Genomic DNA, 24,468 nt, shown 5'->3' with positions numbered 1-24,468 from the left:
CCCGATCGACGCGCCCGGCGCGGGAACCGGATCCGCACGGACGGCGTACCCGGTTCAGGCGCGACGGTGCACCAGCCGCCCGGCCACCACGGTGGCGACGCAGCGTCCGTCGTCGGCCAGGACGGCCAGGTCGGCCCGCCCGCCGGGAGCCAGCGGCACCGGTCCGGGAGCGGCGAGCACGGCCACGTCGCTCCGCTCGACCACGGCCCGCAGGCCGGGCTCGTCGAGGTGGGCCGCCAGCACGGCGGTCGCACCGAGCCGGAACAACGCGTGCACCCGCTCCCGTGGGGTCGGGGCCGGCGGCAGCGGGCCGTCGTGCACCCGCCCCGGGCCGAGCGTGCCGGCCCACCGGCGTACCCGGGCTCCCGGGTACGCCCCGAGCAGGTCGTCGACCGGCCCGACGGCGGCGATCCGGTCCCCGCTCACCACGACGCCCCACCCGGGCACCGGTTCGCCGTCGTGTCTCTGTCGCAGCAGGGTGGCCGCGTGGACGGTGGTCGCCACGGCGTCAGTCCGAGACCGGGCCGAGCTGCGGCCGTTTCGGGGTGACGAGGTCACCGGAGGACCGGCCGGTCAGCCGCCGTTTGATCCAGGGGGCCAGGTGCCGCCCGGCCCACCGCAGGTCGGCCGCGCGGGCCGCCAGCCACGGCGTCGGCTCCGGGTGCGGGGGCACGAGCAGCCACTCCTCGTCGCAGCCCACCCCGAGCGCGGTCAGCACCTGCCCGGCCACCCGCCGGTGCCCGACCGCGGACAGGTGCAACCGGTCGGTGCTCCACAGCATCGGGTTGAGGTAGACGTCGTCCGCGTACAGGTCGACCAGGATCGCACCGTGCCGCTCGGCGGTCTCGCCGACCGCCCGGTTGAGCAGCTGCACGCGGGGCGCCACCATGCGCTGGCCGGGCAACCGGGCCATCACGTCGGCGAACCGGAACACCAGCACGTCCGCGCCGTCGGCCCGCAGCCGCCGGACCGTGTCGTCGAAGCGGCTGACCAGCGCCTCCGGGTCGAACCCGCGACGCAGCACGTCGTTGCCGCCGGCCGCGAAGCTGATCAGATCCGGGCGCATCGCCAGCGCGGCGGGCACCTGGTCGGTCACCACCTGCGGGAAGAGCCTGCCCCGGACGGCGAGATTCGCGTACCGGAAGTCGGGGCCGGCCTCGGCGGCGAGCCGGGTGGCCACCAGATCCGCCCAGCCCCGGTAGGTGCCGTCCGGGTACACGTCGTCCATGCCCTCGGTGAAGCTGTCCCCCACCGCCACGAAGCTGCGCCAGCGCACGCCGCCCCTCCCGTCGAGTTCCGGTGACCCAGCGGGCACCAGTCTCCCACCGGGCACCGCCGCGACGACGCGCACCGGGTCCGACGTGTGCCACCGCACCCCGCGACAAACCGGATGGACGGCCCGCGCTCCCGTCGTACGCTGCGCCCATGATGCTGAGGATGTCGACGCTGCTGCTGCGGACCCTGCGGGAGGACCCGGCGGACGCGGAGGTGCCGAGCCACCGGCTGCTGCTGCGCGCCGGATACGTCCGCCGGGCCGCTCCGGGCGGCTACACCTGGCTGCCGCTGGGCAAGCTCGTGCTGGACCGGGTCACCGAGGTCGTCCGGTCGGAGATGACGGCGATCGGTGGTCAGGAGGTGCACTTCCCGGCGCTGCTGCCGGCCGAGCCGTACCAGACCAGCGGGCGGTGGACGGAGTACGGCGACGACATCTTCACCCTGGCCGACCGGCGCGGCGCACCGCACCTGCTCGGCCCGACCCACGAGGAACTGGCCGCGCTGCTGGTCAAGGACCTGTTCACCTCGTACCGGGACTTTCCGGTGACGCTCTTCCAGATCCAGACCAAGTTCCGCGACGAGGCCCGCCCCCGGGCCGGCCTGCTGCGCGGGCGCGAGTTCCTGATGAAGGACGCCTACTCGTTCGACCTGGACGAGGCGGGACTGGCCGAGGCGTACGCCCGGCACCGCGCCGCGTACCAGCGGATCTTCGACCGCCTGGGGCTGGAGTACACGGTGGTCACCGCGACGTCCGGGGCGATGGGCGGCTCGGTCTCCGAGGAGTTCCTCGCCACCACCGAGGTCGGCGAGGACACCTACGTCGCCTGCACCGCCTGTGACTACGCCGCCAACACCGAGGCGGTGACCACCCCCGTCCCGCCGGCCGGCGACCCGGACGCGCACCCGGCCGCCACCGTGCACGACACCCCGGACACCCCCACCATCGCCTCGCTGGTCGAACTGGCCAACGCCCGTCGCCTCGGCGGCCGGGACGACTGGACCGCCGGCGACACGTTGAAGAACGTCGTGCTCGCCGTCCGGCGGCCCGGTGCGAAGGAGGCGGAACCGCTGGTGGTCGGGGTGCCCGGCGACCGGGAGGTGGACCTGAAGCGGGTCGGCGCGGCGCTGCACCCGGCTACGGTCACCGTCTTCGACGACTTCGCCGACCGGCCGGAGCTGGTCCGCGGCTACATCGGCCCGCAGGTCATGGCGAAGCTCGACATCCGTTACCTGGTCGACCCCCGGGTGGTGCCCGGCACCGCCTGGCTGACCGGGGCCAACGAGCCGGGCCGGCACGCGGTCGACGTCGTCTGTGGACGCGACTTCGTCCCCGACGGCACGATCGAGGCGGCCGACGTACGCCCGGGCGATCCCTGCCCGGCCTGCCCGGACGGGCAACTGACCATGCGCCGGGGCATCGAGATCGGGCACGTCTTCCAGCTCGGCCGCCGGTTCACCGACGCGTTCGCGGTGGACGTGCTCGGTCCGGCCGGCAAGTCGGTCCGGCCGCTGATGGGTTGCTACGGCATCGGCATCTCCCGGCTGGTCGCCACGATCGCCGAGCAGCACCACGACGATCGAGGGCTGTGCTGGCCGGCGGCGGTCGCGCCGTGCGACGTACACCTGGTGGCGGCGGGGAAGGGGCCGCAGCTCGACGCGGCGCTCGACCTCGGCGCACGCCTCGCCGCCGCCGGCCTGCGGGTGCTGGTCGACGACCGCACGCACGTCTCGGCCGGGGTGAAGTTCACCGACGCCGAGCTGATCGGCATCCCCCGCACCGTCGTGGTCGGTCGCCGTCTCGCCGACGGGTACGTGGAGTTGCGTGACCGCGCCCGTGGCGACCGTACGGAGCTGCCGGTCGTCGAGCTGACCAGTGCGCTCACCGGACTTTCGGCAGTGCCGTCCGACCTGGTGTAGCGATGCCGCCATTGGGTACCGCTGTCACATCTGCTGGGTCAACCCTCGGAGGCTCTCGAAATGTCCGGTTACCGGGTCAGTGACGTGATGACCCGACAGGTGGTCTACCTGTCGACGGAGACACCCCTGGACGAGGCCGCCAGGGTGATGAAGGAGGCGGACATCGGCGATGTCGTGGTCACCGACGGCGCCACCCTCGCCGGCATGCTCACCGACCGGGACATCGTGGTCCGGGCGGTGGCCGAACGCAGCGACCCGGCGACCACCACGATCGGCTCGATCGTCACCCGTGAGGTGGTGATGATCGACCAGCACTGTTCGACGGCCGAGGCGGCGGCCCTGATGCGCGAGCGTGGCGTCCGGCGGATCCTGGTCTGCGACGCCGACCGCAAACTGGTCGGGATCGTCTCCCTCGGAGATCTGGCGACGCAGTTGGATCCGAACTCGGCGCTCAGCGAGATCAGCGAGAAGGCACCGACGGTGTGAGGTGTTTGCAGGGGGCCCTTCCTACCGTTTTCTGTCGAGGAAGGGCCCCCTGCAAACACGCCGGTAGCCTGGCGGCATGCCCGAGATGCCGTCCAAGCTGGCCGAGATCGTCGATGAGTTCGCCACCGTCCCACGCGAGCTGGTGCTCGAGATGCTGTTGGAGTTCGCCGACGTCATCCCGTCGCTCCCGCCCGGGCAGGTCGACCGCGAGGGCATGGAACAGGTGCCGGAGTGCCAGACGGCATTCTTCCTCCGTGCCCGGGTCGCCCCGGACCGGACGGTGACCACCCTCTTCGACTGCCCTCCGGAGGCCCCGACCACCCGGGCCTTCGCCGGCATCCTGGCCGAGGGGCTGGCCGGCGCCAGCGCCGATCAGGTGCTCGCCGTCCCCGACGACCTGTACCAGCGGATGGGGCTCGCCCAGGCGATCAGCCCGTTGCGGGTACGCGGCGGCACGGCGATCCTGGCCCGACTCAAGCGGCAGGTACGCGAGCAGGTCTCCTGAGGTGACCCACCGCGCGGGGTGTGACCGCCGTCCACGCCGGGAACAGATCCACCGGACGGCGGGTTGATCCGGGGCATGGAGATCGAGGTCTACGCCGACGTGGTCTGTCCCTGGTGCTACGTCGGAAAGCACCGGTTGGAGCAGGCGCTGGCGGCGTACGACGGTGACGTGACCCTCCGCTACCGGCCGTTCCAGCTCGACCCGAGCCCGGTGCCCGAGCCCCGACCGCTGCTCGACGGGTTGGGCGCGAAGTTCGGCGGGGTGGAACAGGCCCGGCAGATGGCCGACCACGTCGCCGGGGTGGCCGCCGGTGTCGGACTGAAACTGGACTTCGACCGGGCGGTCACCGCGAACACGTTCGACGCGCACCGACTGATCCGGTTCGCCGACGCGCGGGGCCGGGCCGCCGAGACGATCGAGGGTCTCTTCAGGGCCCACTTCACCGACGGCGTCGACATCGGCTCACGCTCCGCTCTCGCCTCGGTCGCCGCCAGCGTCGGCCTGGACGCCACCGAGGTCCGCGCCTTCCTCGACTCGGACGCCGGGGTCGCCGAACTCCAGGCGGAACTGGCCGAGGCCCGGAGCATCGGGGTGACCAGCGTGCCGACCTTCGTCCTGGCCGGCAGGTACGCGGTCAGTGGTGCCCAGGAGCCGGAGACCCTTCTCGCCGCCCTGGCCGAAGTGGAGCGCCGTGAGTCGTCGGGCGACTGACGGGCCGCACCTGCCGACCGCCATTCGGGCAGCCCGATGTTTCACGTGCAACAACATCGATGCATGTCCATCATTCGACGGGCCTCGCAAGCCCCTCGGTCGGCCAGCGAAAACAAGACCCGGGGCCCCGCACCGTCAGTTGCCGGCGAGGAAGGTCTCCGGCACGAAGGGCCGCTCCTGCGGCGGGCCGGGGCGTAGCGCCTCCGCGCGGCGGACCTCCAGGTCCTCCAGGGCGTGCCGGACGGCCACCCGGATCACGCCGTAGAGGAAGATGAATCCGGCGACGTACAGAATCATGGTGACGACCAGTGTGAGCATGCGGCCACGGTAGGGCGAACGTGAGCCGCTGACGGGTTCATCCCGGCGGCTTCCCCCGGACGGGTGTCAGCCGGCGACCGGCACGACCCGTCCGGCGATCAGCGCGCCGAGCAGCGCCAACCCTGCGGAGACCGCCAGGGCGACCAGGTAGGTCGCCGGATCCGGCCCCGGGCCGGCGGCGAGCAGCGCACCGGTCAGCGCCAGCACGGCGGCGGCGCAGAGCGCGTCGCCGAGTTGCAGGGAGGAACTGTTGCGACCCTGCTCACCGGGATCGGACAACTCCAGGGTGAGCACCGACAACGACGGGTAGACCAACCCCATGCCGAGTCCGGCCAGACTCCAGCCGAGGAGAGCGACCGGCACCGGGACGGCCGGCCACACCGCGAGCGCGAATCCCGCGATGCCGGCGGCGATGCAGACGAGCCCGGCGCGCGGCAGGGTCGCCCGGGAACGCGGTTCGGGCAGCCGTCCCGGCAACCACGAGCCCACTGACCAGGAGACCGCCCCGACGGTCAGGGCGACCCCGGCGGCGGTCGGCGAGAGCCCACGCTCACGGGACAGCAACAGCGGCATCACCACCTCCGCACCGACGAACGCCGCCGAGGCCAGCCCGCGCAGCCCGACCACGGTGGGCAGCCCTCGACCGGCCCGCAGGACACCGGCCGGCAGCAGGCGTGGTGCGCAGCCGGCAAGCGCGACCAGCGCGGCGGCCACGAGACCGACGGCGAGCGGACCGCGCTGCTGCCCCCCGTAGTGCAGCAGTGCGGCGCTCGCCGCGGCCCCACAGGCCCAGCCGATCCGGGCCCCCGCGTCCCGGGGCGGCCGGGAACCGACCGGCACGCCCACCGCCCGCAACCCCGGGTGGACCAGCAGCACCGCCGGAACAGCCACGGCCGGGACCGCCAGGAAGACCCAGCGCCAGCCGAGGTGTTCCACCACCAGCCCGGCCAGGGCCGGTCCGACCAGCGACGGTACGACCCACGCGGCGGCGAACACAGCGAATATCCGCCGGTGCAACGACTCGGGGTACACCCGGCCGACGATCACGTAGAGCGCGACCGAGAGCAGCCCGGAGCCGAAGCCCTGCACCACCCGCCCGACGACCAGCACGCCCATCGCCGGCGCGGTGCCGGCGAGCAGCAACCCGGTGACGAACCAGACGAACCCGTGCCACATCGGCAGCCGCGGGCCCCGGACGTCGCACCAGATGCCGGAGAGCACCATGGCGAGCACCCCGGAGGCGAACGGTCCGCCGAAGGCCAGCGCGTAGAGGGCCAGGCCGTCGAGGCTGCGGGCGACCGTCGGCATGGCGGTCCCGACCGCCAACGCCTCGAAGGCGAGCAGCGAGATCAACGCCACGCTGCCCACCGTCATCGCCCGCAGGGGCGCGGAGAGCAGCCGATCCGGCACGGCGGGCGGCGCGGATTCGATGAGCATGCGCCCACCCTGCGTCCTCAACCCGACTTCAGGTCAACCGTCGGTGAGCCGGATCTCGTACCCGGCCCCCGCCGGGACCGTCGGCCCCTACCGGTACCGCCCCGCGCGAGGCGTCAGGCCGCCGCCAGCGCCTCGGCCCAGGGTCCCCGCCCCGGAACCCGGTCCACCGGAAGAATTTCCCGTCACCGGGCATGACCGGCCCGGGGTGGGGAAGCCACGCCGCGCGGAGCGAGGCGTGGGAGGCGAGATGGCGTACGACCTGCACGACGGCGACGGAGGACCGGACCGGCTCCTGGCCGGTCGTACCGTCGGATGACCCCGCTGGGCAGGATCGCCGGCCGGATCGTCCCGTCCGTCGTGCCACGGCTCGTGGGTGACGCCTCCCGTGGTGCGGGCGCAGCGGCCGTACACCTGGCCCGGAGCGCCGGGCTCACCCGTCGGCGGGTCTGGTCCCGGCCCGGACGGCACCACATCGAGGTGCACGGAGTCTGCCAGGACGGCGGCGACCGCCTGGCCCGCCAGGTCGAGAGGGCCCTGGAGAAGCTGCCCGGGGTGGGCTGGGCCCGGGTCAACGCCCCGTCCGGCCGGGTGGTGGTGTCCGTCGAGACGCCCGAGCCCCGCCTCCGTGACCTGGTCCGGGCGATCGAGCGGGTGGAACGCCGCTGCGACCACGAACCCGACCCGGACATCCCGCCGCCGCACCCGCCCGAGGAGGGCCCGCAGACCCCGCGCACGCTCGGCGCGCTCGCCTCCGACGTCCTCGGGTTGACCCTCTCCGCCGCCACCCGGATCCTGCCGTTCACCCCGCTGCCGGGAGAGGTCGCCGGGCTCCTCGGCGCGATCGACCTGCACCCCAAACTGCACGCGCTGGCCGACCGGGGACTGCGCGCGGACCCCCGGGCCGACCTGCTCTTCCCGCTGGCCGAGGCGGTGACGCAGGGACTCTCCGGCGGCTGGACCGGCCTGGTGCTCGACGGCACGCAGCGGATCGTGCAGTGGGGTGAGGCCCGCGCCCAGCAGAGCGCCTGGAAGCGTGCCGAGCCGCAGCTCACCGGCGACCCGGACCGCGCCGTGGCCCGCGCGCCCACGCACGGCCGGCCGCGCGCCAAGCCCGACGGGCCGGTCGAGCGGTACATCAACCGGATACTCCTCGCCGGTGCGGCAGCCGGCGCGGCGGCCCTGCCGGCGGTGGGGGCGAAGCGGGCCGCCGCGCTCGCCCTCGCCACGCTGCCGAAGGCCCCCGGGTCCGGCCGCGAGGGGTACGCCGCCCAACTGGGCCGGATCCTGGCCCGCCGGGGTGTCATCGCGATGGATCGCGGGGTGCTGCGGGAACTCGACCGGATCGACACGCTCGTCCTGGACGCGGCCGTGCTCAACTCCGACCGGGGGTCGCTGGTCGACCTGGCTCCGCTGGCCGACGCGGACGCGGAGGAGATCACCGCCCGCGCCTTCGCCCTCTTCGACCCCGACGCGCCGCGACGGCGACGGGAGGCCGAGGGCTGGCGAATCGCCCCGCTGGACCGGCTCGACGCACGCGATCCGGGGGACACCGGGGCCAGCCGACGGCTCCGGGACGGCGGTGGCCTGCTGCTCGGGCTGGCCGAGGGGGAGACCCTGGCGGCGGTGCTGCGGGTCGAGCCCGAGCCGGCGCCGGGCGCGGACGCGCTGTCGGTCGCCGCCCGGCAGGCCGGCCTGCGGCTGGTGGTGGCCGGCGACACCGACCAGCGGTACGGGTTCACCGACGCTGTCCTCCCCGGCGGCCCCCGGGTCGCCGAGACGGTACGGGCCCTCCAGCTCGACGGCGCGGTGGTGATGCTGGTCTCCGCCGACCGGGCGGCCCTCGGTGTCTCCGACTGTGGACTCGGTGTCGGCGGACCCGACGACCCGCCCCCGTGGGGCGCGCACCTGCTCGTCGGCACCGACCTGCGCACCTGTGCGCTGGTGGTCGAGGCGACCGGCGTGGCCCGCCGGATGAGCCGGCAGAACATCCGCCTCGCCGAGGCGGGTGCCGGGCTGGGAGCGCTGGCGGCGTTCACCGCCGATCGGGAGCGCCTTCCCGGCCAGGCCCTCTCCGCCGTGAACGGTGCTGCGGCGCTGGCCTTCGCGCACGGGGTCTGGCGGGCCCGTCGACTGCCCGACCGGACCGACACCCCGACCCCGCCCGTCACGGCCTGGCACCTGATGCCGGTCGACGTGGTCCTCGGCCGCCTCGGCACCACCCCGGACGGACTCGGCGCGACCGAGGTGGCCGAGCGGCGGCGCCGGGGCACCGGCGGCGGCGCCGACGACGGCAGCCTGCTCCGGGCCCTGCTCGACGAACTCGCCAACCCGCTCACCCCGGTCCTCGCCGCCGGGGCGGCCCTCTCCGCCGTGTTCGGCTCGGTCGTCGACGCCGCCCTGGTCGGCGGGGTGGTCGGCGGCTCGGCTCTGATCGGGGCGGTTCACCAACGCAACACCGAACGGTCCCTGGCGAAGCTACTCTCCCGCACGGCGGTGACCGCCCGGGTCCGGCGCGACGGCACCGAAGGGGTGGTGGCCGCCGACGACCTGGTGGTCGGCGACGTGGTCCTGCTCGAACCGGGGGACGCAATACCCGCCGACTGCCGGGTGCTGGAGTCGGTGGGGCTGGAGGCCGACGAGTCGTCGCTGACCGGTGAGTCGCTACCGGTGGCCAAGACCGACCGACCGGTGGTGGCCGCCGCCGTCGCCGACCGCCGCTCCATGGTCTACGAGGGCAGCACGGTCGCCGCCGGGTACGGCACCGCCGTGGTGGTCGCCACCGGGGCCGACACCGAGGCGGGACGGAGCCTGGCCCTGGCCCGCCAGGCACCACCGGCCGGCGGGGTGGAGGCCCGGCTCGGCAGGCTGACCCGGGCAGCGCTTCCGCTGGCCGCCGCCTCGGCGATCTCGGTGGCCGGGGCGGGGTTGCTGCGGGGCGTACCGCTGGCGGAGACGGCGGCGACCGCCGCGAACCTGGCCGTCGCCTCGGTGCCGGAGGGGCTGCCCTTCCTGGTCAGTGCCGCGCAGCTCGCGGCGGCCCGGCGGCTCGCCGAGCACGGCGCGCTGGTCCGCAACCCCCGCACCATCGAGGCGCTGGGCCGGGTGGACGTGCTCTGTTTCGACAAGACCGGCACGCTGACCGAGGGACACCTCCGCCTCGCCGGTATCGGCGACGGTGACCGGTACGCCCCCACGGACCGGCTGGACGGATCGCGGTCCCTCCGGACCACCCTCGCGGCGGCGCTGCGGGCCACCCCGGACGCGACCGACCCGGCGGAACTGCCGGAGCAGACCGACCGGGCGATCCGCACCGGCGCCCGGACCGTCGACGGGATCACCGAGCGGATCGGGGCCGGCGGCTGGCGATCCGTCGGTGGGCTGCCGTTCGAGCCGTCCCGGGGCTACCACGCCACGCTGGGCGAGACCGACGACGGGCTGCTGCTCAGCGTGAAGGGCGCTCCGGAGCGGGTGCTGCCCCGCTGCACCGGCCGCCGGGACGCCGACGGCGGCGAGCGGCCCCTGGACGACCGGGGCCGGGACCGGTTGCACGAGGTCCTGGCCGAGCGGGCCGGGGCCGGGCACCGGGTGCTGGCCGTCGCCGAGCGGCGGGTGACCGGCCGGAAGGTCACCGACGACGAGATACGCGACCTGGTGTTCGTGGGCTACCTGACGCTCGCCGACGGGGTGCGGGAAAGCGCCGCGCCGGCCGTCCGTCGGATCCGGCAGGCCGGCGTGCACACCATCATGATCACCGGCGACCACCCGGCGACCGCCGAGGCGATCGCCTCGATCATCAGCACCGACAGCGACCAGCGGGTGGTCACCGCCACCGAGTTGGACCAGCTCGACGACGAGGCGCTCGCCGACCGCCTCGCCCGCACCGACGTGGTCGCCCGCTGCACCCCGACCCACAAGGTACGGATCATCCAGGCGCTCCAGAAGTGCGGCCGGGTCGTCGCGATGACCGGGGACGGCGCCAACGACGCACCGGCGATCCGGCTGGCCGACGTCGGGATCGCCCTCGGCCAACGGGGCACCCCGGCCGCCAAGGCCGCCGCCGACCTGGTGGTCACCGACGACCGACTGGAGACCATCATCGCCACCCTGGTCGAGGGACGCGCCATGTGGTCCTCGGTCCGCCACGCGCTGAGCATCCTGGTCGGTGGCAACCTCGGGGAGATCGCGTTCAGCGTGCTCACCGCCGCCGCGACCGGCCGCTCCGCGCTCACCGGGCGGCAACTGCTCCTGGTCAACCTCCTCACCGACCTGGTGCCGGCGATGGCCATCGCGATCCGGCCGCCCGGGGCGCACCACGGCGACCACCTGCTGCGCGAGGGCCCGGACACGTCCCTCGGGGAGAGCCTGACCAGGGAGATCGGATTGCGGGCCGCCGCCACCACCCTCGGCGCGACTGCCGGATGGACGCTCGCCCGCTGGACGGGCAGCCAACGGCGGGCCGGCACCGTGGCCCTCGCCTCCCTGGTCGGCACGCAGCTCGGGCAGACCGTGCTCGCCGGAGGCACCAGCCCGGCGGTGCTCGCCTCCACCGTCGCCTCGGTCGGCGCGCTGGTCGCGGTGGTGCAGACCCCCGGGGTCAGCCAGTTCTTCGGCTGCACGCCGCTCGGACCGGTCGGCTGGACCATCGCCACCGGCTCCGCGCTCGGCGCCACCCTGGGCAACGGCGCGCTCAGCAGTCTGGTGGACCGGCTGCCCCGACCACCGTCCTGACGTCCTCGCCCGCACGGCGCGGGGCCTCCCGCCGAGCGGCTCTCACGCCGCAGGGCCTCCCGCCGAGCGGAAGGCCCCGATGGACGCGTCGAATACGGTCAGCCGCGCTCGGAGATGGCCTCGATCAGGTCACCCACCGGGCGCTCCGGCAGCGACCGCGCCACGTCGGCCACGGCGACGATCCCGACCAGGTCGTGCCCGTCGATGACCGGAAGGCGGCGTACCTTGTGCTTGCCCATGGTGCGGAGGATCTCGGCCGCGTCGTCGTCCGCGCCGATGGTCACCGCCTCGCCCTGGGCCAGCTCACCGGCGGTCACGCTGCTCGGGTCACGCCCCTCGGCGAGCACCTTCACCACGATGTCCCGGTCGGTCAGCATGCCCTTCAGGCGGTTGTCCGCGCCGCAGATCGGCAACGAGCCGACCCCCAGCTCGGCCATCTTGCGCGCGGCGAACTTGAGATCGTCCTGCTCACGGACGCAGCTGACGTCGCTGGTCATGAGATCACGTGCGGTCGGCATGGCAATCACACCTCACTTTCCGGGGGTTGGTATCTGTTCCGGTACCCCGCTCGCGGCGGGCCATGCACGACGTACCGGACCTGCTCCGTGCACAATTCGGTAGGCCGGGCCGGCCACCGCTCGTACCGTGACGGGATGCTCAGCGCGCCCGCCGGCCTGACCGAGGAAACCCTGACCGCCTCGCTGAGGCGCACCTGGCGGATCGACGTCGACACGGTCACGTACCGGCCGGTCGGGTTCGGCAGTCACCACTGGGAGGTCCGCACCGTCCACGGCGACCGGTGGTTCGCCACCGTCGACGAGCTGGAACGGCGGCGACACCGGCGGGACGAACCGCTGCACCGGGCGTACGACCGGCTCCGGGCCGCCCTCGGCGCGACCGTCGCGCTGCATGCCGCCCTTCGCGGCACCACCGCCGACCGGGACGCGCCCGCCGCGCGCCGGGGCCGGGGGCGCGGCTTCGTCGTGGCTCCGGTGCCCACCGTGGACGGTGAACCGCTGACCCGCGTCGGCGATCGGTTCGGCCTGGCGCTCTATCCGCACGTCGCCGGGGAGAGCTTCGCCTGGGGCGACTTCCCCACCGCCGAGCACCGCCGAGCCGTCCTGGACATGCTGGTCGCGGTGCACATGGCCCCGGCGGACGTACGCCGGCACGCCAACGTCGACGACCTCACCGTCGCGCACCGGGACGCGCTGGACGACGCGCTGCGGGCCGGCCCCGTTCCCGACTGCGGCCCGTACGCCCGTCCCGTCGCCGACCTGCTCGCCGCGCACGCCGCGCCGATCCGACGGCTCCTCGACCGGTACGACGCCCTGGTCGCCGGGGCGCGCGCGTACGACGACCGGGCGGTGCTCACCCACGGCGAACCTCACCCCGGCAACACCATGCGGGACGCGGACGGGTGGCTGCTGATCGACTGGGAGACCGTCCTGGTCTCACCCCCCGAGCGGGACCTGTGGAACCTCGACCCGGGCGACGGGTCCGTCCTCGACGCGTACGCCGACGCGACCGGCGTACGCCCCGAGCCCGCACTGTTGGAGCTGTACCGGATCCAGTGGGACCTCGAGGACCTCGCGGTGGACGTCGACCGGTTCCGCCGACCCCACACCGGCAGCGCCGACGACGACGCGTCCTGGGAGATCCTGCGGGGCCTGATCCGGCACCTGGGCAGCCGGGGCCAGGCCCCGCCACACTGACCGGCCGACCTACCGGTGCTCCGGTCCGACCTACCGGTGCTCCGGTCCGGCCTCCCCTGCTGCGGGCGGGGTCGACCGCCCTCCCGGGACCGGCTCGGCCCGGCACCGGCCGCTGCGGAACTCGACGCCCGGCAGGTCCTCGACCAGGCGGGGCAGGTCCAGCAGCCCGGCGAGGGCGAGCGGAAGATCGGCGCGCAGCTCCCGGGCCGCCGTGTCCGGGTCGTCCTCCTCCGCCGACCAGTCGATGTCCGCCGCCCTCAGCTCCGCCACGGCCAGGTCGGTGACCGCCTGCGGATCGGTCACCACCACGTCGATCCGGCAGTGGATCCGGACGGTACGCGGCACAGCGGGGTCGGTGGTCGTCACCGGACCAGCATCGCCGGTGGCTCCGGTCCGCGCCATCACGTCGAACCGGCGACGGGAGCGGCCCGGCCCGGGTCACCCGCCGTCGAAGATGCCGGGGCCGGACGTGAGCACGTTGTCGGGGTCGTACCGCCGCTTCGCCGCAGAGGGCCCGGTCACTTGACGTGTGCGGTGACACTCGACCGATGAACCACCCCGCGTATCCGGCCGGCCCACCGGCCGCAGCCGGCCGAGAACGGCGTCGCCGTCCCCTACGGGCGGCGATCATCGTGGCCCTCGTCTGCGGCGTCGTGGCCGCCGCCGTCCTCCTGTGGTGGCCCCGGACGACCGTCGTCCGGGTCGTCGACCAACCGTCGGGGATCGGGTACGCCGACGGTTCGGCACACTTCGCCGTGCTGACCCACGTCCGCGCGCCGATCGCGGCGATCCGGCTGTCCGAGGGAGGCTCCTCCGCCGTCGACCACCACGCGGTCGTCCTGGGCCGCGACCGGAGCGGCGGCTACGGACACCGCGTCCGTTTCGACGCGACCGGCATGGACCCGGCCGACCTGACCGTCGAGTGGACCGCCGAGGGCGTCTGGCTCTCCTATGGGTCCGGTCACCGCGTCTTCGTGCCCGCGAACCAGTTCACCGGCGGCCGGTGACCTCAGGCGAGCGGCAGCGCCGGACCCCGTGCTCTCACGACGACCGCCCGGCTGGGACGGACGCTCGCGGATCTGGAGCGCGGGCAGAAGCACCGAGAGCACCCGGGCGACCGGACGGAAATCCGCGTCGTCGTAGAGCCGACGTGCGCGGTTCCCGTCAGCCACCGACAGCCCGACGGCCGGCAGTCCCGCCTCGCGCGCTCCGCGCAACGCGTGCGAGAGCAGTGCCCGGCCACATCCGCGGCCCTGCGCGCGGGGCGCCACGGCGAGGTTGAGAATCCAGGCACAGACATCGTCGGTCCACGGCACCGGTCCGGCACACAGGACGTGGCCGGCGCTGCGCCCGTCGGGATCCACCAGGCGGGCGGAGGCCGGGAGCAACGGGGGTACCGGCTCACCGGCGTCGAACATCGCCCGGACCTGCTCGCTGTGGCTGGCCCGCCAGGGTCCGTCCGGATGCCCCGGCCCGTACGCCGCGGCCAGTTCCCCGGCCAGATCGTCGTCCCAACCCGGGCCGCTCAACGACCAGCCTGCGGGCAGCGCCACCCGCGCGGGCACAGCGTCCAGACGGTGACGCATCTCGGTCGCGGCCCGGTGCAGCACGAGACCGCCGGCCACCAACGCGGCCACCACGCCGTCGTCGGACGTTTCCAGCCGAAAGCCCGCGAGATCGCGGCGCGCCTGCTCGGCAAGCTGGCTCTGCGCCACCCCGGGCAGCGGCTCGACCGCAGCCGCGACGCGCTCCCCCTGCTCGTCACGGATGCGCATCCGGGCCAGCGCCGTGCCGTCGTCCGCGACGAGCAGCGAGTCGGCACCGTCTTCTGGATGTGGGCGTACGGGCACCGCGCGAGCTTAGTGCGCGGTGGCAGTGGCGCTGGTGGAGAAGGTGTCGACGCGACGACGGCAAGCGGGCCGGTCGGGCACCCATAGGATGGCCGCCGACGTCGTGCGGGAGCAGTTCGGTGCACTGCCGGCGCCGCAGCGCAAATGGGAACTCCCTTGTGACAGCGCGCGATGGTTCGACGTCGACCGCGCCTACGTCATGCAGGGCGTCTGGGACCTACCGCTGCTGCCGGAGGACCACGAGCAGACCATGCTCGCGCTGTACCGGGGCTCGGGACGGGTCGACAGCGACTTCACCGCACTCGGCGACGGCCGTTTCACGGTGCACGGGTACGACCCGGAGAAATCGATCGGGTACACCGTGACGAGCAGCGAGCCGCCGACCTCGGTGCAGCTGTGGGTCAGCTCGTCCCGCCTCCTGGCCCCGGAGTGACACACCACCGGTCGGGCGATACGGACACCACACAGTGGTGGGCACCGGGACCGGGACGGCAACCGTCGGTCTGCCGGTGCGTCCCGGACGCAGCTCAGTGCCGGCGATGCCGGGACGGGTACCAGGTCTCACCGACCGGCTCGCCCGCCATGTTCCAGCTCCACGATTCGGTCGGAACGATCCGCACGTACCAGCCGGGTCCGGTGATGCCGGTGCGCTCGATCGGGTCGTCGGCCGTGCCGTAAACACGCACACCGCGGGCAACGAACGGGGCGAACGACGGCATGTCGTCGAAGACGAGAGCGACCCGGCGCCGCCCGGCGACAATGTTGCGCACCTTGCGCGTCTGCAGGAACGTCTCGCCGCCGCCGACCCAGAACGCCGCGCCGTCGAATTCAAAGGCAAGCGGCACCACGTCCGGTTGTCCATCGTCGCCGAGTGTCGCCATCCGTACCAGCGGCTGGGAACGGACGAAATCGATCTCGTCGTCGGCAAAGCCCATGATCGACCCTTCTGTCATCGTGCCTCCGCAGCGCGCGCCAGCACCACCTGACGCTGGAAGGGCGCGAGCGGCCGGACCTCCGTCGTAACGAGCGACGGCGCTACTGCGGCACGTCTTCGCAACGTGTGGGCTGGGCGAGGAAGGGACCACGTGAGCCGCTTGGCTGCACAGATGACTGCACTCGGGCTGCGGTCAACCAGGTTCGTACTGGTGGAGCCCAGGGGACTCGAACCCCTAACCCCTGCCTTGCAAAGGCGGCACCATCCCGTTAACGCTTGCCTGTCAGTGCCGACGACTGGCGTCGGAGTCGAGGGGTGAACCGTCCTGTGGCAGCCCCTGTTGTTGGCTGTCGTACGTTTCGCTGACTTCTTGCTGACAGCCGGCACCCCCGCGCTCCAAACCCTCGCTTGCAAGTTCCTGGACGCTTCGACGGGCGCTGCCCGTCGGCGTCACTGGCGCCCGGGCTGCCGTTTGGCGTCGGCCCTACCGGGTCCCCGCTGGTTGATGTGAGGCGTGCTGGTCGTTGCTGGCCAGAAGGCCGGCCCGCGAGTTCGGCCTCCCATAAGGCCAGGTCCGTGGTGGTCAACGACAGGGGGGATCGGGGAAGATAACGGCACGAGCACGACTCCTAAATGACCTTCTGGCCTTAACACCCAAAGATCAGCAGAAGTCGTGCTCGCCTGCTATCCAGCCCTTTATGCGCGGCAACTCACCGCATAACCGGGAAATACGAAACAACGCCGGGGCGCAGGGTGCCTCCTGCGGACTCGGGCGAGGATAGCGACTGCTTCTCGTTACACCTAGTTCCCGTTACGAATTCTTCAACTCGTTGTAGTTGGGGCTGCAATCGAGCGGTCCATCGGGGTAGTTGAAGCAAACCGTGATCTTAATCCGGTCGATACCACCAACCAGGTCCGAATCACCGATCGTGAAATTGAAGCCACGGTAGGCTCCGAGACTGGTCTCATCATCGGCAGTCCTGGTCTGGCTTTCAATCTTGGTGGAGCCGGCGAATGCCTCAAAAATTGCCGTGGTGCTACCGGGGCCACTGTCCGATACGCCACCAGTGATCCCAGCGGTGCGGTTATACCAAACGATCGTACCTTCCGTGCTACCCCCGCCGCAGGTCTCGAACTGTCCGCCACAGACATAGAAATAGTCGTCGGCGGCAGCCGAGGCGGGAATTGCAGGGGAAACGGCGGCGGCAACCCCGAGAGCGATCCCCGACAGGACCGCGCCGATCTTTTTAGCCATCTACTTAGGCTTCCCTTCGAGACGAACGGGTGACACCCATAGCGTCATTGGGCCACCAGCATGAAGATCATGCAAACCCTTTGATGAGCGTCGCTTGAAGCAAGCATATAGGATCCCCTCTCTCTATACCGCCCCAGCTAAGGCCGCTCAGTCGATTGACAACCGTCATTGAGATGTGGTATTTCGGTCGCCCTGCGTATCCTTACATCTCTTGCCGAGGGCTGGACACCTGTGGCCGATACGGCTCAGAAGGCCGGTTCTACTCATCCGAATCCGCCCGCCGAAAGCCCTCCCCGCCCGGCTCCGTAACTACAATCACCACCGGCCCCACACCGCTACCGCCGGCAAACCGTCCTTCACAAGGTTGACCAGCGTTCCTGGGCACTACAACTAGACGACGACCTTCTCGATGAACTGCGGGTCGGTGGACAGCTTGAACGTGTCCGCCCGGTGTGGCTTGAGCCCGAAGTCCCGCCAGATCCGGCCGATTGTCGATTTCGACAGCCCCGACCGCTTGGCCATGGACGTGCGGGACCAGTGGGTGGCATTGCGCGGCGTCTGCTCCAGGGTCGTCACCACGACGTTCTCGACCTGGTCCAGGGTGATCGACGGTGGACGGCCCGGCCGTTGTTCATCGATCAGGCCATCCAGCCGCAGCTTCAGAAACCGCCGACGCCACTTGCCGACCGTGGACCCAGACCACTCGCCACGTCAGTGTTCGAAGCACCCTCGGCGCACGCCAGGATGATCTTCGCGCGCATCGCGAGGATCTGCGCGGACTTCGCCCGCCGCGACCAGCGCACCAGCGTCGCGCGTTCCTCGTCGGACAACACCAGCGGCGGGGTGGGACGCCCGGTCCTCGGCATCCCACCACCCTACACCGAATTATGAGGCGAATTTCTGGCGCGGAACACTAGCCAGGAGGAGATCCACAACCCGTGGGACACATCATCAAGACCCCCCGCCGGCACCTACCGCGCCAACTGGCGCGACCCGTCCGGCCGCCAGAAGGCGAAGACCTTCCGCACGCGAAAGGAAGCTGCCGCGTACCTCGCAACCACTGGGGCGACCGTAAGTCAGGGGACGTACGTCGACCCTGCCGCCGGCAAGACGCGGTTCGGTACGTACGCCGAACGGTGGCTGGCGTCCCGGTCGGTGGAGGCGACCACGCTTGCCGGGTGGACGTCGCGTCTCCGGGCGCGGCTTCTGCCGGAGTGGGGCACGTGGCCGGTCGCACGAATTGACCACCTGGCCGTACAGGAGTGGGTAACGCGCATGAGCCGCGAGCTGTCACCGGCCACCGGTGGCATCGTGTCACTCGCTGCTGTCGTCCATCCTCGCGTCGGCGGTCCGGAGTCGACTGATCGCGTTCAACCCGTGCAAGGCAGTGCGACTGCCCGCACAACGCAAGCGCGCGGACGGGCAGCTCCCGCTTCCGCTCGACCAGGTGCAAGAGCTGCTGCCGAACGTTCCGGAGTGGCACCGTGCCGTAGTGGCCGCAGCAGCAGGGGCCGGGCTGCGGTGGGGCGAGTGTCTCGGGCTGCGGTGGGATGACATCGAACTGCCGGACGACGACCAGGCCGCGACGCTGACCGTTCGGCGAGTCGTGATCGAGGTGAACGGGCACCCGGCCGACAAGCCGTACCCGAAGACGGCACAGAGCCGCCGCGCCGTTCCCGTGCCGTCGTTCCTTCGGGCCGAGTTGCAGCGCCACCACGGCTTGACGAACGCTGGCAACACTGACCGGGTCTTCACCAACCAGGCTGGTGACCCGATGCTGCGGAGCAACTTCCGACGTCAGGTGTGGCGCCCGTCGTTAGTCCGTGCCGGGCTGCTCGGCAGCGTGACGGAGATGGGGCCGCACCGGTTCCGTGCCGCCTGGCACGACCGGGAAGGCGTCGAGTGGTCCGCAGAGTTCACGACGCACCGCGACGCAGTGGCGCACGTGGCGGTCAAGGCTGCCGGTGGTCTGCGCTTCCACGACCTGCGGCACGGGTACGCCACGTGGCTGGTTTCGAGCGGCGTGCCGGTCAACGTCGTGCAGGCGGTTATGGGACACGAGCAGGCGTCCACAACTCTCAATCGCTACACGCACACCCCGGCTGACTTCCACCGGCTGATCCGAGACGCTTTCGCGGCACCTGCTGACGAACTGCTGACCAAAAACGATGACAGTCGATCAGGTGGAGCGGCCTCAGACGAGGGAGGTGTCCCGTGACCTGCACGGGAGCTAGGTGGAGCCCAGGGGACTCGAACCCCTAACCCCTGCCTTGCAAAGGCAGTGCTCTGCCAGTTGAGCTAGGGCCCCGAATGGGCGGAGAATGACCGCCCTGGGTCGAACCTTACCGAAGGTCGGGGGCGGTGGTCGCCTCGTGCCACAGGGCGCGCTCGTCGTTCGACGCCTTGATCCGCTGGGCAACGACAACCGCCACACCAACGACGCCGACCAGCAACAGAAGCTTCTTCACCATGGGGCGTCCCCTCGCTCGACTGCCGTCGGACGGTATGCGGTGGGGCTAGCTGGAATCGAACCAGCGACCTCAGAGTTATCAGCTCTGCGCTCTAACCGACTGAGCTATAGCCCCGTGTGCGACGAGCAACATTAACCCATCCGTGCGTCGGGCCCCAAATCGGGGTCGGACCTCGCGCACCGTCTGCTGACGAACCTACCTCCATGACCGACGCCGGGGCGACCGCTTTCGCGGCGCCCCGGCGTGACCAGCCCTTCGGGTCGACTCAGTCCCGCTCGGCGAGGGTGAGTTCGACCCCGCCGACCAGGTCGGCGCAGACGTTGTAGACGAACGCCCCCAGCGTGGCGAGCGCCGTGAACAGGACGACGTTGACCAGCCCGAGCAGCGCCGAGCTGAGGATCACGCCCTTGGCAGTGATCTGGAAACCGTCCGTGCCCTGTCCACCACCGGCGCTGACCAGGTCGGTCAGGCTCTCGTTGACACTCTGGAACACACCCATCGCGTCGAGGGCGAGGTAGAGCACCGACGTGGCGACCACCACGACGATGAAGAGCACGACGGAGACCGCGAAGGCGAACTTCATGACGGACCACGGGTCGATCCGCTTGAGGTTCAGCCGGGCCCGACGGGGGCCGCGCGAGGCCGCGGAGCTGACCGAGCTGCGCGCGGCGCGTACCGCGTCGTTGACCCGGGCTGCCCCGACCGCCGCGGCACCGCCGACCCCCGGCGGCAGCCCGCCGCCGTTGGGCCGGGCCACCCCCGGCCGTGCGGTGTCCGGCGGGGTGCCGGCCCCGACCCGCGGTTGGGTACCCGTGGCCGCGGTCTGAGCCGCCTTCGTGGGGATCGGCTGTGTCGTCGTGGCCGGACGGGCCGCACCGGCGGCCGGTGTCATCCCGGCCGATGTCGGCGCGTCGACGTCGATCGCCTCGGTCCGGTCGCCCTTGCCCGAGTCGGCGGCGGGCTTGTCCGGCGGTGGTGTCATGCCGGGAGCCCGGGTGAACTTCGGGGCAGGCGCGTCGGCGGGAACCGTCGCCCGACCTACGGCGGCGCGTCCGGACGCGGACGCACCGCCCTTCGCGGCATCCTCGTCGACCGGGTTGGCCGAGGTCCCCTTGTTCCCCGACTTCGCCTGTGTCTCCGTCATCAACTAGTCCTGTTCGTCAGGCTCGTCGGCATTGCGAGCAATCGCCACGATAGTTACGCCGTCCGGGAGGTCCATCAGCTTGACCCCCATTGTGTTCCGATCCCGCGTACGGCGTACAGGCTTCACCGGAGTCCGGATGACGCCACCGTTGCTGGTGATCGCGAAGAGCTCGTCGTCCGGGCTGATCACGACCGCGCCGACAAGACCCCCGCGGCGCTCTGTGATCTTCGCGGTCAACACGCCCTTACCTCCCCGGCCCTGCACCGGGTATTCCTCGATGGGGGTCCGTTTCGCATATCCCCCGTTGGTGGCCACCAGGACGTCCATGCCCTCCCGGACGACCTCCATGGCCAGCAGTTCGTCTTCGTCACTGAAACGCATGCCGATCACGCCCGTGGTCGCCCGCCCCATCGGTCGCAGCGTCTCGTCACCCGCGTTGAACCGGATGGCCTGGGCGTTCTTCGAGACCAGCAGCAGGTCGTCGTCCGGCGCGCACAGGGCAGCGCCGACCAGCTCGTCCTCGTCGCGCAGGTTGATCGCGATGATGCCGCCCGAGCGGTTGGAGTCGAACTCCTCGAGCTTCGTCTTCTTCACCAGGCCGTTCTTCGTGGCCAGTACCAGATAGGGGGCTACCTGGTAGTTCGGGATCTCGATGATCTGTGCGATCTGCTCCTCCGGCTGGAAGGCGAGCAGATTGGCCACGTGCTGGCCCTTGGCCACCCTACTGGCCTCCGGAAGCTCGTACGCCTTGGCCCGGTAGACCCGTCCCTTGTTGGTGAAGAACAGGATCCAGTCGTGGGTCGAGCAGACGAAGAAGTGGCTGACGATGTCGTCCTGCCGCAGCGTGGCGCCGCTGACGCCCTTGCCGCCCCGGCGCTGGGAGCGGTAGAGGTCGACCTTGGTCCGCTTGGCGTACCCGGTCCGGGTGATGGTGACCACGACGTCCTCGCGGGCGATCAGGTCCTCCATGGAGACCTCGCCGTCGAACGGCACGATCTTCGTACGCCGCTCGTCGCCCCACTTGGCGACGATCTCGCCCAGCTCCTCGGAGACGATCTTCCGCTGCCGCTCCGGCTTCGCCAGGATGTCCTTCAGGTCGGCGATCTCGATCTCAAGCTTCGCCAGGTCGTCCAGGATCCGCTGCCGCTCCAGAGCGGCGAGACGACGCAGCTGCATGTCCAGGATCGCGGTCGCCTGGATCTCGTCGATCGTCAGCAGCTGGATCAGGCCCTGCCGGGCGTCCTCGACGGTGGGCGAGCGCCGGATCAGGGCGATCACCTCGTCCAGCGCGTCCAGCGCCTTGGACAGACCGCGCAGGATGTGCGCCCGCTCCTCGGCCTTGCGCAGCCGGAACGCCGTCCGCCGCCGGATGACCTCGATCTGGTGCTCGACGTAGTAGCGGATGAACTGCGCGAGGTTGAGCGTGCGCGGCACGCCGTCGACCAGCGCCAGCATGTTGGCGCCGAAGGTCTCCTGGAGCTGGGTGTGCTTGTAGAGGTTGTTCAACACCACCTTGGCGACCGCGTCGCGCTTGAGCACCAGCACGATCCGCATGCCGGTACGCCCGGAGGACTCGTCCCGGATGTCGGCGATGCCGCCGAGCTTCCCCTCCTTGATCAGCTCGGCGATCCGCTCGGCGAGATTGTCCGGGTTGACCTGGTAGGGCAGCTCGCTGACGACCAGGCAGGGACGACCCCGCTTGTCCTCCTCGACCTCCACCACGGCGCGCATCCGGATCGAGCCGCGGCCGGTCCGGTACGCGTCCTGGATGGCGGTGGTGCCGACGATCAGGCCGTGGGTCGGGAAGTCCGGGCCCTTGACGATCTCCAGCAGCGCGTCGAGGGTGGTGGCCTCGTCCTCCTCCGGGTTCTCCAGGCACCACTGCACGGCCGCGCCGATCTCGCGCAGGTTGTGCGGCGGGATCTTGGTGGCCATGCCGACCGCGATGCCCTCGGACCCGTTGATCAGCAGGTTCGGGATCCGCGACGGCAGGATGGTGGGCTCCTTGGCCCGGCCGTCGTAGTTGTCCTGGAGGTCGACGGTGTCCTCGTCGATGTCCCGCAGCATCTCCATCGCCAGCGGGTCCAGCTTGCATTCGGTGTTGTGGCTGACGAAGCCGTCGGACACGAACGAGTGGTCGTCGGTGTCGACCCGGATGCTGTAGACCGCCTGGACGCCGGCGTCCTCGACCTCCGCCACCTCGGCGTAGTAGAAGCGCCCGTCCACCAGCGGCTCGACCACATCGAGCACGTCGGCCTCGGTGATCCGGGCGGCGATCTCCTCGCGGTCCCGTTCCCAGCGCTCGATCCGGTCGACGTTGTGCCGGCGCAGCCAGTCCCGCTCGGTCCAGCGGGTGGCACCGTGCGCCCGGACGAAGTCGGCCACGAAGGGCACGTGGTCGGCGGAGAGAGCGGTGCTGGTCTGCGGCACCGGGGCCAGCTCGGATTCCAGCTTGGCCTGCTTACGGCCGAGGAAACCGACCTGCTGGGCGAAGATCCGGGCGTCACGGCGGTTGGTCACCACGACCTTGGTCTCGCCGTTGTCGTACCGGCACTGCCTGCTCACCACGCCGAACTCCAGCAGCAGCTGCTGGACCTCGCGGGCCAGGCGGTCGCTGCGGGTGGAGTACGAGATCTGGATGCTGTTGCGCGGCAGCAGCGAGGAGGAACCGTCCCCCTCGAAGAGCGCCTGGAGGAACGCGCGCTTGATCGCCGCCGGCCCCTGCCAGACGAACTCCGGGACGAACTTCGCCGCGCTCCGTGCCCCGACCATCTCGCCGAGGATGCTCGCCCGCAGGGCGGTCAGGTCCTGGACGTCGAGCTCGTGCAGGACGCTGCCGGAGGCGCTGGTGCGCTGGGCGACGTACCGGGGGCCACCCACGGCGAGGTCGTAGGCGGCGAGCACCCGGACGAAGAACTCCCGGTCGGTGTTGTTGAAGCCGGCCCGCCCCTCGGAGACCCAGCCCTCGCTGACGAAGGCACCGGCGAGGACAGCGGCCTCGACGTGCTCCAGCATCGGGTAGCCGATCTCGTCCGGAACGGACCGCTGGAGCACCACCCGGTCACCGGGGGAGATCTCGGCGAGCAGCTTCCAGAGCAGGGTGGGCACGCCGGCCACGTCCACCAGGCAGAGCACCGGGTGGTTGTGGGTGCCGGTCAGCTCGTACCCCTCGTGGGTGCGCAGCCGCAGCGTGGGGTGCTCACCGGAGTGGAAGAACCGGGTGGCGCGGACCAGGTCGCCGTTGCGGTCGCGGACCTTCAGGTCGATCTCGGTCTCGCTGCTCGGTGCCGCGCCGGGCACGACCTGGTCGATCCGGACCGACCCGTCAGCGGTACGGATCCGGGCATCGCCTGCGAGGCAGTAACGCATCGCGGCGGCCGGATCGTTTCCGGGCGAGCCGAAGTTTCCGTTGCCGTCGACCAGCGGGTACCGCAGTGACCAGGGCTGCGCCATCCGGACCAGCGCGTCGTAGATCGCCGAGTCGCCGTGCGGGTGGAACTGCCCCATCACGTCGCCGACGACGCGGGAGCACTTCACGTAACCGCGGTCCGGCCGGTAGCCGGAGTCGAACATGGCGTAGAGGATCTTGCGGTGGACCGGCTTGAGCCCGTCCCGCACGTCCGGCAGCGCCCGCCCGACGATGACGCTCATCGCGTAGTCGAGGTAGGAGCGCTGCATCTCCACCTCGAGGCCGACCGGCTCGATCCGGTCGTGCGCCACTA

23 protein-coding genes, 2 tRNA genes and 2 pseudogenes are annotated in these 24,468 nt (G+C 71.6%); 11 read left to right on the top strand and 16 right to left on the bottom strand.

Annotated elements, in window-relative coordinates:
* Window positions 1–54: 54 nt before the first annotated feature.
* Window positions 55–504 carry an imidazolonepropionase-like domain-containing protein gene (locus tag IGA62_RS13270; protein WP_145821233.1) on the bottom strand — a complete coding sequence of 150 codons (450 nt, stop codon included), beginning with the start codon at window positions 502–504 and terminating at the stop codon, window positions 55–57.
* Between the two features lie 4 nt (window positions 505–508).
* Window positions 509–1,276, bottom strand: a complete 768-nt coding sequence (locus IGA62_RS13265) for an SGNH/GDSL hydrolase family protein (protein WP_145821235.1) — start codon at window positions 1,274–1,276, stop codon at window positions 509–511.
* Between the two features lie 149 nt (window positions 1,277–1,425).
* On the opposite strand from IGA62_RS13265, the gene IGA62_RS13260 reads away from it, so the two are divergent.
* The 4 genes from IGA62_RS13260 (at window position 1,426) to IGA62_RS13245 (ending at window position 4,894) form a co-directional block, all read left to right on the top strand.
* Window positions 1,426–3,192 (top strand): proline--tRNA ligase, encoded by a 1,767-nt coding sequence (locus IGA62_RS13260; RefSeq protein ID WP_145821237.1) that lies wholly within the window; start codon window positions 1,426–1,428, stop codon window positions 3,190–3,192.
* Window positions 3,193–3,252: 60 nt separating this feature from the next.
* Window positions 3,253–3,678 carry a CBS domain-containing protein gene (locus IGA62_RS13255; protein ID WP_145821239.1) on the top strand — a complete coding sequence of 142 codons (426 nt, stop codon included), beginning with the start codon at window positions 3,253–3,255 and terminating at the stop codon, window positions 3,676–3,678.
* A 76-nt stretch (window positions 3,679–3,754) separates the two neighbouring features.
* Window positions 3,755–4,183, top strand: coding sequence for a SufE family protein (locus tag IGA62_RS13250; protein ID WP_145821241.1), 429 nt, complete (start codon window positions 3,755–3,757; stop codon window positions 4,181–4,183).
* Window positions 4,184–4,258: 75 nt separating this feature from the next.
* Window positions 4,259–4,894 carry a DsbA family oxidoreductase gene (locus tag IGA62_RS13245; protein ID WP_145821243.1) on the top strand — a complete coding sequence of 212 codons (636 nt, stop codon included), beginning with the start codon at window positions 4,259–4,261 and terminating at the stop codon, window positions 4,892–4,894.
* Between the two features lie 135 nt (window positions 4,895–5,029).
* Here IGA62_RS13245 and IGA62_RS13240 read toward each other — a convergent pair whose 3' ends face one another.
* Window positions 5,030–5,212 carry a hypothetical protein gene (locus IGA62_RS13240; protein ID WP_145821245.1) on the bottom strand — a complete coding sequence of 61 codons (183 nt, stop codon included), beginning with the start codon at window positions 5,210–5,212 and terminating at the stop codon, window positions 5,030–5,032.
* Between the two features lie 66 nt (window positions 5,213–5,278).
* The gene (locus IGA62_RS13235) at window positions 5,279–6,649 is read right to left on the bottom strand and encodes an MFS transporter (RefSeq protein ID WP_145821247.1); all 1,371 of its coding nucleotides are present in this window, start codon (window positions 6,647–6,649) and stop codon (window positions 5,279–5,281) included.
* A gap of 312 nt (window positions 6,650–6,961) precedes the next feature.
* On the opposite strand from IGA62_RS13235, the gene IGA62_RS13230 reads away from it, so the two are divergent.
* Window positions 6,962–11,377, top strand: a complete 4,416-nt coding sequence (locus IGA62_RS13230) for a cation-translocating P-type ATPase (protein WP_145821249.1) — start codon at window positions 6,962–6,964, stop codon at window positions 11,375–11,377.
* 98 nt (window positions 11,378–11,475) lie between these two features.
* Here IGA62_RS13230 and IGA62_RS13225 read toward each other — a convergent pair whose 3' ends face one another.
* Window positions 11,476–11,895 carry a CBS domain-containing protein gene (locus tag IGA62_RS13225; RefSeq protein ID WP_145821251.1) on the bottom strand — a complete coding sequence of 140 codons (420 nt, stop codon included), beginning with the start codon at window positions 11,893–11,895 and terminating at the stop codon, window positions 11,476–11,478.
* A gap of 135 nt (window positions 11,896–12,030) precedes the next feature.
* Between IGA62_RS13225 and IGA62_RS13220 the strand changes: the two genes are divergently transcribed.
* A complete protein-coding gene (locus IGA62_RS13220; protein WP_145821253.1) occupies window positions 12,031–13,092 on the top strand; it encodes a phosphotransferase in 1,062 nt (353 codons plus the stop codon).
* 30 nt (window positions 13,093–13,122) lie between these two features.
* Here the strand turns inward: IGA62_RS13220 and IGA62_RS13215 are convergent, their stop codons facing one another.
* Complete coding sequence (locus IGA62_RS13215) at window positions 13,123–13,458, bottom strand: hypothetical protein (RefSeq protein WP_186500091.1); 336 nt, start codon at window positions 13,456–13,458, stop codon at window positions 13,123–13,125.
* A 182-nt stretch (window positions 13,459–13,640) separates the two neighbouring features.
* Between IGA62_RS13215 and IGA62_RS30115 the strand changes: the two genes are divergently transcribed.
* Window positions 13,641–14,099 carry a hypothetical protein gene (locus IGA62_RS30115; protein ID WP_186500384.1) on the top strand — a complete coding sequence of 153 codons (459 nt, stop codon included), beginning with the start codon at window positions 13,641–13,643 and terminating at the stop codon, window positions 14,097–14,099.
* Between the two features lie 126 nt (window positions 14,100–14,225).
* Here IGA62_RS30115 and IGA62_RS30110 read toward each other — a convergent pair.
* Window positions 14,226–14,510 (bottom strand): annotated as a pseudogene (locus IGA62_RS30110) (GNAT family N-acetyltransferase); the annotation flags it as partial.
* A 159-nt stretch (window positions 14,511–14,669) separates the two neighbouring features.
* Here IGA62_RS30110 and IGA62_RS30105 point away from each other — a divergent pair.
* Both IGA62_RS30105 and IGA62_RS13200 read left to right on the top strand, forming a co-directional pair.
* Entirely contained in the window at window positions 14,670–15,029 is a 360-nt protein-coding gene (locus IGA62_RS30105; protein WP_232625169.1) for a hypothetical protein, read from the top strand.
* The gene (locus IGA62_RS13200) at window positions 14,962–15,375 is read left to right on the top strand and encodes a hypothetical protein (RefSeq protein WP_145821255.1); all 414 of its coding nucleotides are present in this window, start codon (window positions 14,962–14,964) and stop codon (window positions 15,373–15,375) included. The genes IGA62_RS30105 and IGA62_RS13200 overlap by 68 nt, the downstream gene beginning before the upstream one ends.
* A 94-nt stretch (window positions 15,376–15,469) precedes the next feature.
* Here IGA62_RS13200 and IGA62_RS13195 read toward each other — a convergent pair whose 3' ends face one another.
* Window positions 15,470–15,895 carry a PPOX class F420-dependent oxidoreductase gene (locus IGA62_RS13195; RefSeq protein ID WP_198501232.1) on the bottom strand — a complete coding sequence of 142 codons (426 nt, stop codon included), beginning with the start codon at window positions 15,893–15,895 and terminating at the stop codon, window positions 15,470–15,472.
* A 792-nt stretch (window positions 15,896–16,687) separates the two neighbouring features.
* Window positions 16,688–17,131 (bottom strand): hypothetical protein, encoded by a 444-nt coding sequence (locus IGA62_RS13190; protein WP_145821258.1) that lies wholly within the window; start codon window positions 17,129–17,131, stop codon window positions 16,688–16,690.
* Window positions 17,132–17,385: 254 nt separating this feature from the next.
* Here IGA62_RS13190 and IGA62_RS30100 point away from each other — a divergent pair.
* Window positions 17,386–17,525: pseudogene (locus tag IGA62_RS30100) on the top strand (IS481 family transposase); the annotation flags it as partial.
* Here the strand turns inward: IGA62_RS30100 and IGA62_RS30950 are convergent.
* Together IGA62_RS30950 and IGA62_RS30945 are read right to left on the bottom strand one after the other, a co-directional pair.
* Window positions 17,522–17,770: a hypothetical protein gene (locus tag IGA62_RS30950; RefSeq protein ID WP_408632878.1), complete on the bottom strand. Its 249-nt coding sequence runs from the start codon at window positions 17,768–17,770 to the stop codon at window positions 17,522–17,524. The pseudogene IGA62_RS30100 and the gene IGA62_RS30950 overlap by 4 nt on opposite strands.
* A 20-nt stretch (window positions 17,771–17,790) precedes the next feature.
* On the bottom strand, window positions 17,791–17,997 hold the full coding sequence (locus tag IGA62_RS30945; RefSeq protein WP_198501231.1) for a hypothetical protein: 207 nt from the start codon (window positions 17,995–17,997) through the stop codon (window positions 17,791–17,793).
* Between the two features lie 581 nt (window positions 17,998–18,578).
* Between IGA62_RS30945 and IGA62_RS30090 the strand changes: the two genes are divergently transcribed.
* Entirely contained in the window at window positions 18,579–19,349 is a 771-nt protein-coding gene (locus IGA62_RS30090; protein WP_232625000.1) for a site-specific integrase, read from the top strand.
* Window positions 19,350–19,366: 17 nt separating this feature from the next.
* Here IGA62_RS30090 and IGA62_RS13175 read toward each other — a convergent pair.
* The 5 genes from IGA62_RS13175 to gyrA all read right to left on the bottom strand — a co-directional run bounded on the left by IGA62_RS13175 (window position 19,367) and on the right by gyrA (window position 24,397).
* Window positions 19,367–19,439, bottom strand: a tRNA-Ala gene (locus IGA62_RS13175).
* Window positions 19,440–19,473: 34 nt separating this feature from the next.
* Window positions 19,474–19,602, bottom strand: a complete 129-nt coding sequence (locus tag IGA62_RS30085) for a DLW-39 family protein (RefSeq protein WP_211296303.1) — start codon at window positions 19,600–19,602, stop codon at window positions 19,474–19,476.
* Between the two features lie 40 nt (window positions 19,603–19,642).
* Window positions 19,643–19,716 (bottom strand) — tRNA-Ile (locus IGA62_RS13170).
* A gap of 151 nt (window positions 19,717–19,867) precedes the next feature.
* On the bottom strand, window positions 19,868–20,746 hold the full coding sequence (locus tag IGA62_RS13165; RefSeq protein WP_145821260.1) for a DUF3566 domain-containing protein: 879 nt from the start codon (window positions 20,744–20,746) through the stop codon (window positions 19,868–19,870).
* A 3-nt stretch (window positions 20,747–20,749) separates the two neighbouring features.
* Window positions 20,750–24,397 (bottom strand): intein-containing DNA gyrase subunit A, encoded by a 3,648-nt coding sequence (gene gyrA, locus IGA62_RS13160; protein ID WP_408632877.1) that lies wholly within the window; start codon window positions 24,395–24,397, stop codon window positions 20,750–20,752.
* Between the last annotated feature and the right edge of the window lie 71 nt (window positions 24,398–24,468).

The organism is Micromonospora sagamiensis (assembly GCF_014680085.1).
Lineage (GTDB): Bacteria > Actinomycetota > Actinomycetes > Mycobacteriales > Micromonosporaceae > Micromonospora > Micromonospora inyonensis.
Note: the sequence above shows the minus strand (reverse complement) of the source record. Positions and strands in the feature narration are given on the sequence as shown.